Here is a 14,909-nt window from a genome sequence, read left to right as displayed (position 1 = left end):
CAGTCGGGTTTCCGATTATTCGTGAAGCCATCGCAATCACCGCTGAAGCCAAATCAGGACGCCGCTACGTTACTTGTCCGTAACCATGCCCGAAAGGGCGACAAACGGACACGGATAGCGAAACAAGGCGTTAAAGATTAGTGAGTTACTGACAACCCACGCAATAAATCCGGTTACGAAAAAAGATTGCGCCGTTCCTCCCCGTTTTGCGTACCGACACCGGACTCTTCACCAACTAATTTTGAACCTAAAAAAATTAAGGACGATGAAGAGTACATTTTCAGTAATCTACTACCTCAAACGTCAGGTAGTGAAAAAGGACGGGACAGTACCCGTCATGGGACGCATCACGGTGGACGGCAGCCAGACGCAGTTCAGTTGTAAACTGACCGTCGATCCCAAGCTGTGGGACACCAAAGGGGGACGTGTCACGGGCAGAAGCTCGGCGGCACTCGAAACGAACCGCATGCTCGACAAGATGCGTGTGCGCATCAACAAACATTATCAGGAAATCATGGAGCGTGACAATTTCGTCACGGCGGAGAAGGTCAAGAACGCCTTTCTCGGACTGGAACACCGCTACCACACGCTGATGCAGGTGTTCCGCCAGCACAACGAGGACTACGAGAAACAGGTGGATGCTGGCATGAAAGCCAAAGGCACGCTCTTGAAGTACAAGACCGTTTACAAGCACCTGCAAGAGTTCCTCACCATCCGCTACCGCGTGAAGGACATCGCGCTGAAAGAGCTTACGTCCGCTTTCATCTCCGACTTCGAAATGTTCCTTCGCACGGACAAGCACTGCTGCACCAACACCGTGTGGCTGTATGTCTGCCCCTTGCGGACGATGGTGTTCATCGCCATCAACAACGAGTGGCTCACACGCGACCCGTTCCGCGAGTATGAAATCAAGAAGGAGGAAACGACACGCAGTTTCCTGACGAAAGAGGAAATCCGGCTGCTGATGGATGGCAGGCTGAAAAACGCCAAGCAGGAGCTTTACCGCGACCTCTACCTGTTCTGCGCCTTCACGGGCTTGTCGTTCGCCGACATGCGCAACCTGACGGAAGAGAACATCCATACCTACTTCGACGAACACGAGTGGATAAACATCAACCGCCAGAAGACGGGCGTGGTATCCAATATCCGCCTGCTCGACATCGCAAAGCGCATCATCGACAAATACCGGGGGCTGTGCGGGAACGGCAGGATTTTCCCCGTTCCCCACTACAACACGTGCCTTGCCGGAATCCGTTCCGTCGCCAAGCGTTGCGGCATCACCAAGCACATCACGTGGCATCAGAGCCGCCACACGGCAGCCACGACGGTGTTCCTCTCCAACGGCGTACCCATCGAAACGGTGAGTTCCATGCTGGGACACAAGAGCATAAAGACTACACAGATATACGCGAAAATCACCAAAGAGAAGCTCAACCAAGACATGGAGAACCTTGCCGCAAGGTTGAACAGCATCGAGGAATTTGCAGGTTGCACCATCTAAAACAGAGAAGCCATGAAACGTGATATAATTATCATAGAGGACAACACGGTCAGCGTAACCGGTAACGAGATATGGATGACCGCCACAGAAATCGCCGGACTGTTCCACACGGGCGTCCCGGCAGTGAACGCCGCCATCAGAGCCGTCCGCAAGCCGGACGTGCTGAACGACTACGAGGTGTGCCGCTACATGCGGCTTGAAAACGGGCTTTCAGCCGACGTGTATTCGCTGGAAATCATCATCCCTGTCGCCTTTCGGCTGAACACCTACCACGCCCATCTTTTCCGCCGCTGGCTGATGGACAAGGCACTCGCAAAAGACAAGCATATCGCCTACATGGTATTCGTACATAGCGGAAAAGGCGGTTACTGCTGAAAAGACGATGACAATCAATTAAAAACGGACAACCATCAAGCTGTCCGTTTTAACTTTAAGATAGTCAATTTGGAATATACGAATTATTTGTTAAAGAATATGAGGTATCAAAATTGAGATGGCTTATATAACATCTCATACTTTAATGAGCCACAATCAATGTACATATCAAATTCCGCAATTCCTTTTTCTTGTGCTATATAATGCAATATTTTCTTGTTGATATTTGAAATTCTCTCTCCATAATAGATTGCTTTAGGAACAATTTTCAGGCTTGTTGCACGAGAATGTGTGGCAGGTTGTTTCTCGGAATGAATAATACGCCATTCATTTTCATATTCCCACTGTGTGGATTTGTGAATAGCCATTTTCAAATGTGATAGTGAATCTATATTTTTAACATCCAGCCCCAAACTCTTTGCTATATACCATTGAATAAAGCTATTTGCATCAAAACGGTCGTTATCATATATAACAGGCAAAATACAACAATTCATTTCTCCTTGTTCTAATAAGAACCTTAAATCATATTCCAATGCAAACCCTTCATGATTTTGGGCATAGTGGCTCCACATTATAACAGAATCTATGTTTTCGCTTAAACATGCTATCGTAGATACGATCTTTAATGTATCCCCCATTTTTAATAGGATTTCTTTCAATATGTTTTCCATTGCAGCACTAAAAAGAGCTAATCTCAATGGATTTATACCATTACATGATATTACCTGTTTTTTTAAACCTGCCAAATTGTTTTTTCCGAAAAATTGGATTACACTTGGAGGAAAATCAAAATCTTTATTTTCAAGTATCTGTTTGAATTGTTCAAGAAATTCTTCTGTACAACAGGCTCTCATTTGCTCTTGAATATTATCCAAACTATAATAAACAAGAGTGTCATAGGGGTCATTAAACTTATCAGCAGTAACAGCATAAACCAAATCCTTATCAAAAGCATCAAGGTTTAATGTTGAACAACTCCTATATCTATACAGTTTTTGCGGCAACATTGACATCAATGCTGCACTTATTGGATAGATTCGAGATTTTATGTCCTCTTGCTCTATTCCTTCAGGAATTATTGTGGATTCTAACAATTTTGCAAATTCACTCCGAAGCATAATGGTATTTCATTTTTAACTACAAAGGTACGCATTTTATTCCGGAATGCCAGAACATTATTCCAGCGGCTTGCGGTAGTTCACCTCTAACAGCTCACGCAACCCGGATTCGGGGTAAAGCACCTTCCCTCCCAAAAGGATAAAGGGCAGCACCCTGTTGTTGCGGTACTCCTGCAAGGTGCGGCGGCTGACACGGAGCAAGTCCGCCACCTCCCTGTCCGTCAGGTAACGCTCCCCGTCCAGCGGCGGACGGTAACTTTCCAGAAAGGCGGAGAGCCATTTAGAGCCTTTGCGCATATTCTGCACCACTGTGGCAAGCGGCTCGTCCTCCAGTGTAAAAACATCGTTGTTCTCGTTCATCATAACTTTGGATTCAGTGGGTGAATAATAAGATTATCTGCCGCCGGGATAGAGCGTACCGATAAGCGGAATCAGTCTCCTGACTTCTTCCGGCTTGTAATAGAACCTGCGGTTTATCTGCGAGTAGCCGATAAGCCGCTTGTCGCGTAATGTCTGCAACGTGCGCGGGCTGATTCTCAACTGCCCGCAGACCTCCTCGCCCGTGAGCCACCTTTCCATCCGCCCGCCGTCGCTCGTGCGCCTCAGGGCGGCTACCTTCTCCGCGAGGGCGTTGAAGGACGCCACCATCATCTCGAAGGTCTTTTTCTCGATAGATACTATTTCCATAAGCAAAACATTTCTGAGTTTGCCGCAAAGGTAACGAAGCCGCCTTGAACACGAGCCGTTTTTCGCTAAAAGGCAGCTTGTTGCGCCGTCTGTCCGGGTTACGGAGCCATTATCCGTAAAAATCTTACGTGAGCCACGTAATGAGCTGTTAAAGCCCCTTTGGTTTATTGCCGAATTTTGTCGCAGAAACCAAAAGAAAGGACTGAATATGAAAGTGATAACGATGGAAAGTTCCGCCTTCACCGCATTGACGGAACAGATAGCCGAGATAGCGGTACACGTGCGTGCCGTTTCCGGCGGGAGGAAGGAAGAAGCTCCCGACAGGCTGCTCACCACCCGCGAGGCGGCGCACCTGCTGAACGTGAGTTGCCGCACCCTCCAGCGCATGCGCAGCGAACAGCGCATCGCCTATGTCGTGCTGCGCGGCAAGTGCCGCTATCGGCAGTCGGAAATCGACCGCCTGCTCGAAGACAGCACCGTCACTGGAGATGCCGCGACACCGGAACAGCTGAAACGCAACCACACGCTGCGCACGGGCGGCAAACCCAAAGGAAGGAGGACGTAGGACATGGAACTGCTTACCCGCAACAATTTCGAGAACTGGATGCAGAAGGTGATGGAACGGCTCGACCGTCAGGACGAGATGCTGCTCTCCATGCAGCCGTCCGGCAAAGCCCCGAACCCGATGGACGGGATCAGGCTTTTCGACAACCAAGACCTGTGCATGCTGCTCCAAATCAGCAAGCGCACCCTGCAACGCTACCGCAGCATCGGCGCGCTGCCCTACAAGACGCTCGGCAAAAAGACCTATTACAGCGAGGCGGACGTGCTGACGTTCCTCTCCGAACATGTAAAGGACTTCCGCAAGGAAGATATAGCCTTCTACAAGGCCCGTATCCATAATTTCTTTCAAAAATAACCATTAAAACATTTTTCAGATGGCAAAGAAAAAAGACGAAAAGGACGTGCTGGTTGTCCGTGACGAGAAGACGGGCGAAATCAGCGTGGTAGCCGGGCTGAACGCCGACGGCTCCCCCAAGCGCATCCCCGCGAAAGCGGAGAACGCGCAGAGTTTCCTGCAATTCGACCGTCACGGCGACGTGCTGGACAACTTCTTCAAGAACTTCTTCCGGCAGTGCAAGGAACCCAGCCGCTTCGGTTTCTACCGTGTCGCGGCGGACCAAGCCGACAAACTGCTGGAAGTGATAAAGGAGTTTCTGAAAGACCCCGACACCAACAAGGAGCTGCTTGCGCCCCACAAGGTGGACACCTCCGGCTACGAAAAGAAAGTGCAGGAAGAACAGGCGGCACAGACCGCCGACCAAGAGCAGAAACCGGAGGAACAACCGGAACAGAAACAAGATGACGAACCTAAAAAACAGGAAGAAATGGAACAGAAAAACGAACAGAATCAGGAAAGCCCACAGCAGGCGCAGAGCAACCGGGGCTACCAGCCCATCGACGAGAGCAAGATCAACTGGCAGGAGTTGGAGGAGAAATGGGGCGTGAAGCGCGACGACCTTGAAAAGTCGGGCGACCTTGACAGGATGCTCAACTACGGCAAGTCCGACTTGGTGAGGGTGTCGCCCAATTTCGGCGGAGAGGCTTTCGAGCTGGACGCCCGCCTTTCCTTCAAGAAGGACGGCGAGGGCAATGTCAGCCTTGTGCCGCACTTCATCCGCAAGGAGCAGAAGCTCGACGAGTACAAGGAACACAAGTTCTCCGACGATGACCGGAAGAACCTGCGCGAAACGGGCAACCTCGGCAGGGTCGTGGACCTCGTGGACAGGGAAACGGGCGAGATCATCCCCTCGTTCGTCAGCATCGACCGCAAGACGAACGAAATCACGGATGTCCCGGCAAGCAAGGTGCGCATACCGGAACGCATCGGCAAAACGGAAATCACCAAGCAGGAGCAGGACATGCTGCGTGCCGGGCTGCCCGTGCGCGACAAGCTCATCGAGCGCAAGGACGGCAGGAAGTTCGTCACCACCCTGCAAGTGAACGTGGAACAGCGCGGCGTGGAGTTCGTGCCGGGAACCGGCAGGTCGCCCCGTACCGCCCAGACGCAGGAAACGAAGAACAACCCCGCACAAGGACAGGCGCAGGGTACGGAGAATGCCGCCAATACGCAGAAGGAGCAACGCCGCAACACGTGGACGAACGCCGACGGCAGCATCCGCCCCATCAGCAAATGGAGCGGCGTGGACTTCACCGAACAGCAGAAAGCCGACTACGTGGCGGGCAAAGCCGTGAAATTAGAGAACGTGACCGACAAGCAAGGCTTCCACGCCACGATGTACATCAGGTTCAATCCGGAGAAGGGACGCCCGTACCGCTACGACACCAACCCCGACAACGCGCAGAAGGTCGCCCCGTCCAACGAGAGCCGCACACAGGTGGCGGTGAACAGCGAGGGCAAGACCAACGAGGCTACCAAGAACCTGAAGGAGCCGTTGCGGAAGGGACAGACCGCCCCGAAGGACACCGCACAGCAACAGCAGCAGGAGAAGCCGCAGAAAAGAAACAATAAGGGCATGAAGATGTAATCCGGTGTCCGCCACTAAATCCGAAGTAACATTTGTAAAATTCAAAACGACAGAAGAATATGAAGACAATCATTGCAGAAAAGCCGTCTGTGGCACGTGAGATCGCCCGCATCGTGGGCGCGACAAAGAGAGAGGAAGGATATTTCGAGGGAGGCGGCTACGCCGTGACATGGGCGTTCGGACACCTCGTGCAGCTTGCCATGCCCGACGGCTACGGCATACGCGGCTTCGTCCGTGACAACCTGCCCGTCATCCCCGACACCTTCACGCTCGTCCCCCGCCAGACCAAGACGGAGAAGGGTTACAAGCCCGACAGCGGTGTGGCGGCGCAGATAAAGGTTATCGCCACCCTGTTCAACAGAAGCGAACAGATCATCGTGGCGACCGATGCAGGGCGCGAGGGTGAGCTTATTTTCCGCTACCTCTACCATTACACCGGATGCACCACCCCGTTCGTGCGCCTGTGGATAAGCTCGCTTACTGACAAGGCTATCCGCGATGGGCTGCGCAACCTCGAAGACGGCAGCAGGTACGACAGCCTCTATCTTGCCGCCAAAGCGCGGAGCGAATCAGACTGGCTCGTGGGCATCAACGGCACGCAGGCACTCTCCATCGCCGCCGGACACGGCACGTACTCCGTCGGACGGGTGCAGACACCCACGCTGGCGATGGTGTGCGCACGCTACTGGGAGAACCGCCGTTTCACGCCCGAAGCCTTCTGGCAGCTCCATATCGCAACGGACGGTTGCGATGAAGGAACGGTGAAGTTTTCCTCTTCCGAAAAATGGAAAGAGAAAGAGCCTGCGACGGAACTGTATGATAAGGTGAAGTCGGCAGGCACAGCCACCGTCACGAAAGCCGAACGCAAGGAGAAGACGGAGGAAACACCGCTCCTGTACGACCTGACCACGCTCCAAAAGGAAGCCAACGCCAAGCACGGCTTCACGGCGGAACAGACGCTTGAAATCGCGCAGAAGCTCTACGAGAAGAAACTCATCACCTATCCGCGAACCGGAAGCCGCTACATCCCCGAAGACGTGTTCGCTGAAATCCCCAAGCTGTTCGCCTTCATCGGGGCTTTGCCCGAATGGAAAGGCAAGGTGCAGGCGAAAGCGCAGCCGACACGCCGCAGTGTGGACGGCGGCAAGGTGACGGACCACCACGCCCTGCTCGTCACTGGCGAGAAGCCGCTGTTCCTCTCCAAAGAGGACAGCATCATTTATCAGATGGTTGCCGGGCGCATGATTGAGGCTTTCTCCGAAAAATGCGTCAAGGACACCGCCACCGTCACGGCGGAGTGTGCCGGAGTGGAGTTCACGGTGAAAGGCAGCGTCATCAGGCAAGCCGGATGGCGTGCCGTCTATGGCGGGGAGGACAAAGAAGAAACCGCCATCCCCGGCTGGCGGGAAGGCGACACGCTGACGCTGAAAGGCTGCTCCACCACGGAGGGCAAGACCAAACCCAAGCCGCTGCATACCGAAGCGACACTTTTGTCGGCAATGGAAACGGCGGGCAAAGACATAGAGGACGACGCATTGCGTCAGGCGTTGAAGGACTGCGGCATCGGCACGCCCGCCACCCGTGCCGCCATCATCGAAACGCTCTTCAAGCGCGGCTACATGGAACGCTGCAAGAAATCGCTTGTGCCGACTGAAAAAGGGCTTGCCCTCTATTCGGTCGTGAAGACGATGCGCATCGCCGACGTAGCCATGACGGGCGAATGGGAGAAGAATCTGGCACGTATTGAGCGTGGGGAACTGCCCGCCGACACCTTCCGCAGGGAGATAGAGGCGTACACACGTGAAATCACCTCCGAACTGCTCTCGTGCGACAAGCTGTTCTCCCGCAGGGATTCCGGCTGCAAGTGTCCCAAGTGCGGGACGGGCAGCATGCAGTTCTACTGCAAGGTGGTACGCTGCGACAACGCGGAGTGCGGGCTGCCCGTGTTCCGCCTGAAAGCGAACCGCACCCTTTCCGACGACGAAATCAAAGACCTGCTCACCGACGGGCATACGAAGCTGCTCAAAGGCTTCAAGAGCAAGCAGGGCAAGAGCTTTAATGCCATAGTCGCCTTTGACGGGGACTATAACACGACTTTCGTGTTCCCCGAAAGGAAAACGACCAAGAAATTTTCAGGACGGAAGAAATAGTATTAACTTTTGAGAAAGTAGGCTGCACCTCAACAATAGAAATAAACGGGTTTATTTCGTATTGTCTTCGATTTGCACTACCTTTGCCACTGGTTCAGAGTAATGAATTGTTCTTCGATACCGGATTACACTCATACTTTGGATTTAGTGGTGGCACTCGGAGGGATACCGAGTGCCTTTTCTTTCTCCTTTCCAGACGATTATCCACGTCATTATCAACCCACTAAATTCCAAAGTAATGAACAACAAGAAGAAAAACGAGGGTCAGACCGACTTTTCCTATTACGGTCTGTACCTGCTGGACTACCTCCGCACGAACAGGTTTGAACAGGCTTCCGACGATGCCTTCATCCGGGAGCGTGCCGACCGTGCCGTCGAAACGTATGAGCGTGCGCGGCTCGAAGGCTATCCGCCCGAAGGGGCGCAGGAGTTGGCGATGGACACGCTCCTGCGGGGGCTTCGCTATTCCAAGTACGCCATCCTCCGCGAAGTCGTGGAAAACGAGTTTGCCGAAGAAGTGCCGGAAAAGAAACGCGAGGCCTTCATCCGAAAGCTGCTGCCGCCTGTCGGTAATGTATTCTCCGCTTATGACCTTTCGGACGACAATTTCGCCCTGTCGCCCGAATACGACCTGCTCTACACGGAGCTGACGGGAGCCGTCGTCCTTTATATCGGGGAATATGGCGTTTAACCGCAAACAACGGCTGCGGGACAACATCGAGGCGATACGGACGGCATTCATCCTTGACAGGGAACGGAGGACGGCAACCGCCGAGGAACAAGCCATACTTCGGAAGTATTGCGGTTTCGGCGGGTTGAAGTGCATACTGAACCCGGCAAAGGAACTGACGGATGCCGTGCATTGGGCGAAATCGGACCTCGAACTGTTTGCCCCGACGGTGGAGCTGCACAGGCTGATGCGTGAAAACAGCAAGGACGATACGGAGTACAAGCGGTACGTGGATGCCATGAAGCAGTCCGTGCTGACCGCTTTCTACACACCGCCGGAGATAACCTGCACGATTGCGGAGGCTCTGCATGAACACGGCATACGTCCCGACCGTGTGCTGGAGCCGTCGGCGGGCGTGGGCGCATTCGTGGATGCCGTGCTGGAAAACAAGCCGGACGCGGACATCATGGCTTTCGAGAAAGACCTGATGACGGGCAAGATATTGGGACACCTGCATCCCGACCAAAAGGTAAGGGTGCAGGGATTCGAGAAGATAGAGAAGCCCTTCACGGACTATTTCGACCTTGCCATCTCGAACATCCCGTTCGGCGACGTGGCTGTGTTCGACCCGGAGTTTACAGGAAGCCAAGACCCGGCAAGGCGTTCCGCACAGAAGGCAATACACAACTACTTCTTCCTGAAAAGCCTTGACGCGGTGCGTGAGGGCGGCATCGTGGCGTTCATCACTTCGCAGGGGGTGCTGGACGCACCGTCCAACGCGCCCATACGCGAGTACATGATGAGCCAAGCCAATCTGGTGGGTGTCGCACGCCTGCCGAACAACCTCTTCACGGACAACGCGGGTACGGAAGTGGGCAGCGACCTGATTATCCTGCAAAAGAACAGCGGCAAGAAACGGGAGCTGTACTACAACGAGAAACTTTTCATGCAGACCGAACAGACACCTATCGGCACTTCCGTGAACGGGTATGTATGGAGCATCAGCTCTCTTTCCAATACGGATTTAATCAGAGGCACAGACCCTTACGGGAAACCTGCCTATCAGCTCCTACACAGGGGCGGCATCGGGCAAATGGCGGAGGACTTGCGGGAACATCTGGATATTGAGTTGCATCAGTTTGACAAAGAACTATATGAAATGCACAGCCTGCGTCCGGCACAAGGGAAAAGCACGGTGACAGAAACCATTTCCACACCGGTTGTCACTCCTGAGATACAGCCACGTCATGAAATGGCAGCGAAACCCGAAGCGGTAACACCGCAGCCGGAGGAAGAAAAGCCGGAGATAGAACCGCGCCGCCCCGATTATTCGGAGGGCGTGCAGCTCTCCCTGCTCGACCTCTGGGGCATGACCGAGGAAGTCCGCAAGCAGGAAGCACCCTCCAAGAAGAAAAAGACGGCGAAAAAGGAAAGCCCGGCAAGGCGTGCCATTCCTAAACCGAAGCCGCCGGTTACGGCTGTTCCTCCTGTTGAATCCGTCAAGCCTGTAATCGAAAGCAAGGATGCAAAGCCGGAAAATGTCGGGAAGCAAAGCGAACCTGAAGATATTTACGCCACTTTGGATTGGGATACCAACCCGCCCATCAACGGCTTCTATGAAATGATGATGGACCTCACGCCGGAGCGACGCAAGGAACTTCGCAGGCTGGCGGCACAGCATCAGGAGAAACGGCAGCATGTCCCGGACGTGAAAGCCGCACCGGAGCAGGAAACACGGCAACCCGAAACGCAGCCGGAAGTTGCCGCCACTCCTGCCGCTCCCGCAACGGAAACGGCTGCAACCTCCCTTTTTCCCGAAATGGAAACGGAAAAGCCGAAGGAGGAACCTCTCGACCTTTCTCCCCGTCCGTTCAATGGTCTGCTGGAGCCGCACTACCGTGACGGCTCTATGGTACTGGATACTTCACGCAATCTCGGTTATTTGAAGGACCTCACGCCTTACGGCGCAACATTCCAACCGCTTGACCTGACCGGCTACCAGAAGGAGAAAGCGATGTTGTATGTGTCACTCCGTGATTCATACGAGCGGCTTTACCGCTACGAGGCGGAGTATCACGATGAAGGGTCTGCGCAACGCGGAGCGTTGAACACCTGCTACGATGAGTTTGTCATGCGCTACGGCAACCTCAATGCCAAGCATAACGTGAAACTGGTGATGATGGATGCCGCCGGACGCGACATCCTTTCGCTGGAACGGGCGGAGAACGGCAGGTTCGTCAAGGCGGGCATTTTCGAGCGTCCCGTTTCCTTCTCTGTGGAGAGCCATGCCATCGTAAACTCTCCCGAAGAGGCGTTATCCGCATCGCTCAACAAGTTCGGCACGGTCAATCTCGACTATATGCGGGAGATAACCGACAGCACGGAGGAGGGATTGCTTGACGCCCTCAAAGGACGCATCTTCTACAACCCGCTCGTAACCGGTTACGAGATAAAGGACAGGTTCATCGCCGGGAACGTGATAGAGAAGGCGGAACGCATCGAAGCATGGATAGGCGACAACCCCGAAAACGGACGTATGCCGGAAGTGAAGCAGGCGTTGGAGGCTCTGAAAGAAGCCGAGCCGCCGCGCATCGCCTTTGAGGACCTCGACTTCAATTTCGGGGAACGCTGGATTCCGACGGGCGTATATGCCGCCTACATGAGCCGTCTTTTTGACACGGACGTGAAAATCGCCTACTCCGCAAGCATGGACGAATTTTCGGTGGCGTGCGGCTACCGCACCATGAAAATCACGGACGAGTTTTTAGTGAAGGGCTATTACCGGAACTATGACGGCATGCACCTGTTGAAACACGCCCTGCACAACACCTGCCCGGACATGATGAAGTCCATCGGCAAAGACGAGCATGGCAACGACATCAAAGTGCGCGACAGCGAGGGCATACAGCTCGCCAACGCCAAGATTGACGAAATCCGTAACGGGTTCTCGGAATGGCTGGAAGAGCAGTCGCCGCAGTTCAAGGAACGGCTTACGACAATGTATAACCGCAAGTTCAACTGTTTCGTGCGCCCGAAGTATGACGGATCGCACCAGACGTTTCCCGACCTCAATCTGAAAGGATTGGCAAGCCGGGGCATCAAGAGCGTCTATCCGTCGCAGATGGATTGCGTCTGGATGCTTAAACAGAACGGCGGTGGTATCTGCGACCACGAAGTGGGAACCGGTAAAACGCTGATAATGTGTATTGCAGCGCATGAGATGAAGCGTCTGAACTTGGCGCACAAGCCGATGATTATCGGGCTGAAAGCCAATGTCGCGGAGATTGCCGCCACCTATCAGGCGGCATACCCGAACGCGCGGATTCTCTATGCCTCGGAGAAGGACTTCTCGACCGCCAACCGCGTGCGTTTCTTCAACAACATCAAGAACAACGACTACGATTGCGTCATCATGTCGCACGACCAGTTCGGCAAGATACCGCAGTCGCCGGAGTTGCAGCAGCGCATCCTGCAAGCGGAGCTTGACACGGTGGAGGAAAACCTCGAAGTGCTGCGGCAGCAGGGCAAGAACGTGTCGAGGGCGATGCTGAAAGGTCTGGAAAAGCGCAAGCACAACCTTGAAGCGAAGCTGGAGAAGGTGGAACACGCCATCAAGTCGCGCACGGACGACGTGGTGGACTTCAAGCAGATGGGCATCGACCATATCTTCATTGACGAGAGCCATCAATTCAAGAACTTGACTTTCAACACGCGGCACGACCGTGTGGCGGGTTTGGGAAACTCGGAAGGAAGCCAGAAAGCCCTGAACATGCTCTTTGCCATCCGCACCATACAGGAGCGCACTGGAAAGGACTTGGGGGCTACGTTCCTATCCGGCACGACCATCAGCAACTCGCTGACGGAACTGTACCTGCTCTTCAAGTATCTGCGCCCGAAAGAACTGGAACGGCAGGACATTAGGTGCTTTGACGCGTGGGCGGCTATCTTCGCCAAGAAGACGACCGATTTCGAGTTCAACGTGACGAACAACGTGGTGCAGAAGGAGCGTTTCCGCTACTTCATCAAAGTGCCGGAGCTTGCCGCCTTCTACAACGAGATAACAGACTACCGCACAGCGGAGGACGTGGGCGTGGACCGTCCGCACAAGAACGAGATACTGCACCACATACCGCCGACGCCGGAGCAGGAGGACTTCATCCAAAAGCTGATGCAGTTCGCCAAGACGGGTGACGCCACGCTGCTGGGCAGACCGCCCCTGTCGGAAACGGAGGAGAAGGCGAAGATGCTTATCGCCACCGACTACGCCCGCAAGATGGCTCTTGATATGCGCATGATAGACTCGAACTACGAAGACCACCCAGACAACAAGGCTTCCCACTGTGCCAAGACGATTGCGGAGTATTACCACAAATACGACGCGCAGAAAGGCACGCAGTTCGTGTTCTCGGATCTGGGAACGTACCAGCCGGGCGACGGATGGAACGTGTACAGCGAGATAAAGCGGAAGCTGACGGAGGACTACGGCATCCCGGCAAGCGAAGTGCGATTCATTCAGGAGTGCAAGACCGACAAAGCACGCAAGGGGGTGATAGACGCCATGAACGCCGGAACGGTGCGTGTGCTGTTCGGTTCCACCTCCATGCTCGGAACGGGTGTGAACGCGCAGAAAAGGTGTGTCACCATCCATCATTTGGATACGCCTTGGCGACCGTCCGACCTACAACAGCGTGACGGACGGGGAGTTAGAGCAGGCAACGAGATTGCCAAGCGTTTTGCCGGGAACAATGTGGATGTCATCATCTATGCGGTGGAAAAGTCGCTGGACAGCTACAAGTTCAACCTGCTGCACTGCAAGCAGACGTTCATCTCGCAGCTCAAAAGCGGAGCGATGGGCGCACGTACCATCGACGAGGGGGCTATGGACGAGAAATCGGGCATGAACTTCTCGGAGTACATGGCGTTGCTCTCCGGCAATACCGACCTTTTGGACAAGGCGAAACTGGAGAAACGTATCGCATCGCTTGAAGGGGAACGCAAGTCGTTCAACAAGGGCAAGCGCGATTCGGAGTTCAAGCTGGAAGCCAAGACGGGGGAACTGCGCAACAACACGGCTGTCATCGAAGCCATGACGGAGGACTGGAACCGTTTTCTTTCCGTTGTGCAGACTGATAAGGAAGGTAGTCGCCTTAATATTGTCAAGGTGGACGGCGTGGATTCAACCGACGAAAAAGTTATTGGAAAGCGTTTGCAGGAGATAGCCAAGAATGCCACGACGGGCGGATTGTACAAGCCTGTCGGGGAACTTTACGGCTTTCCAATAAAGGTTGTCAGCGAGAGAATACTCAAAGAGGGGCTGGAATTTACCGACAACCGCTTCGTGGTGGAGGGAAACTACAAGTACACCTACAACAACGGGCATCTGGCGATGGCAGACCCGGTAGCCGCCGCACGCAATTTTCTGAATGCGCTGGAGAAGATACCTTCCACAATCGACCAGTATAAGGCAAAAAACGAGGCATTGGAAAGGGATATTCCGCAGTTGCAGGAGATAGCCGGCAAGGTGTGGAAGAAGGAGGACGAACTGAAACAGTTGAAGTCCGAACTTGCCGTACTTGACCGAAAGATACAGCTGGAACTTGCGCCGCCTACACCCGATGTCGCCGAAAAAGGAGGACAGGAGGTCAAGCCGGATGCGGGAGATGTACGGAACGTACCAGCACAACACATCGAAGATGCACCGCAGATACGCAGCCCGGTGGATGAACGAAGTCCGTCTGGCAATTTCATTGCCGACCATATCATCATCGGGCGGCCGGGGTTTCAATTCAAGGATGAAAACCGACCAAAAGGGATTAAAATGTAAATAATGAAGCAAGAGGGATAATTATCTAATAT

11 protein-coding genes are annotated in these 14,909 nt (G+C 53.9%); 8 read left to right on the top strand and 3 right to left on the bottom strand.

Annotated features, from left to right (window positions below; translation table 11 throughout):
• Nucleotides 1-265: 265 nt before the first annotated feature.
• Nucleotides 266-1,501 carry a site-specific integrase gene (locus tag NQ564_RS12365; protein ID WP_129650398.1) on the top strand — a complete coding sequence of 412 codons (1,236 nt, stop codon included), beginning with the start codon at nt 266-268 and terminating at the stop codon, nt 1,499-1,501.
• A 12-nt stretch (nt 1,502-1,513) separates the two neighbouring features.
• Nucleotides 1,514-1,876 carry a RhuM protein gene (locus NQ564_RS12360; protein ID WP_009016622.1) on the top strand — a complete coding sequence of 121 codons (363 nt, stop codon included), beginning with the start codon at nt 1,514-1,516 and terminating at the stop codon, nt 1,874-1,876.
• A gap of 107 nt (nt 1,877-1,983) precedes the next feature.
• Here the strand turns inward: NQ564_RS12360 and NQ564_RS12355 are convergent, their stop codons facing one another.
• From NQ564_RS12355 to NQ564_RS12345, 3 genes are read right to left on the bottom strand one after another with little or no spacing between them, the layout of a single operon-like run.
• Entirely contained in the window at nt 1,984-2,997 is a 1,014-nt protein-coding gene (locus tag NQ564_RS12355; RefSeq protein WP_008151631.1) for a DUF2971 domain-containing protein, read from the bottom strand.
• Nucleotides 2,998-3,054: 57 nt separating this feature from the next.
• Complete coding sequence (locus NQ564_RS12350) at nt 3,055-3,360, bottom strand: helix-turn-helix domain-containing protein (protein ID WP_008151629.1); 306 nt, start codon at nt 3,358-3,360, stop codon at nt 3,055-3,057.
• 30 nt (nt 3,361-3,390) lie between these two features.
• On the bottom strand, nt 3,391-3,684 hold the full coding sequence (locus NQ564_RS12345; RefSeq protein ID WP_008151626.1) for a helix-turn-helix domain-containing protein: 294 nt from the start codon (nt 3,682-3,684) through the stop codon (nt 3,391-3,393).
• Between the two features lie 223 nt (nt 3,685-3,907).
• On the opposite strand from NQ564_RS12345, the gene NQ564_RS12340 reads away from it, so the two are divergent.
• The 6 genes from NQ564_RS12340 to NQ564_RS12315 all read left to right on the top strand — a co-directional run bounded on the left by NQ564_RS12340 (nt 3,908) and on the right by NQ564_RS12315 (nt 14,877).
• Nucleotides 3,908-4,249, top strand: coding sequence for a helix-turn-helix domain-containing protein (locus NQ564_RS12340; RefSeq protein WP_449406517.1), 342 nt, complete (start codon nt 3,908-3,910; stop codon nt 4,247-4,249).
• A gap of 3 nt (nt 4,250-4,252) precedes the next feature.
• Complete coding sequence (locus tag NQ564_RS12335) at nt 4,253-4,603, top strand: helix-turn-helix domain-containing protein (RefSeq protein WP_009016627.1); 351 nt, start codon at nt 4,253-4,255, stop codon at nt 4,601-4,603.
• Nucleotides 4,604-4,622: 19 nt separating this feature from the next.
• Nucleotides 4,623-6,233, top strand: a complete 1,611-nt coding sequence (locus NQ564_RS12330) for a DUF4099 domain-containing protein (protein WP_129650144.1) — start codon at nt 4,623-4,625, stop codon at nt 6,231-6,233.
• Between the two features lie 59 nt (nt 6,234-6,292).
• Nucleotides 6,293-8,383 carry a type IA DNA topoisomerase gene (locus tag NQ564_RS12325; protein ID WP_129650142.1) on the top strand — a complete coding sequence of 697 codons (2,091 nt, stop codon included), beginning with the start codon at nt 6,293-6,295 and terminating at the stop codon, nt 8,381-8,383.
• A gap of 238 nt (nt 8,384-8,621) precedes the next feature.
• A complete protein-coding gene (locus NQ564_RS12320; RefSeq protein ID WP_129650140.1) occupies nt 8,622-9,074 on the top strand; it encodes a DUF1896 domain-containing protein in 453 nt (150 codons plus the stop codon).
• The gene (locus NQ564_RS12315) at nt 9,064-14,877 is read left to right on the top strand and encodes an N-6 DNA methylase (RefSeq protein WP_129650138.1); all 5,814 of its coding nucleotides are present in this window, start codon (nt 9,064-9,066) and stop codon (nt 14,875-14,877) included. Before NQ564_RS12320 ends, NQ564_RS12315 begins: the two co-directional genes overlap by 11 nt.
• The last annotated feature ends 32 nt before the right edge of the window (nt 14,878-14,909 follow it).

Source organism: Parabacteroides johnsonii DSM 18315 (genome assembly GCF_025151045.1).
Taxonomy (GTDB): Bacteria; Bacteroidota; Bacteroidia; order Bacteroidales; family Tannerellaceae; genus Parabacteroides; species Parabacteroides johnsonii.
This window is presented reverse-complemented; position numbering and strand designations above follow the sequence as displayed.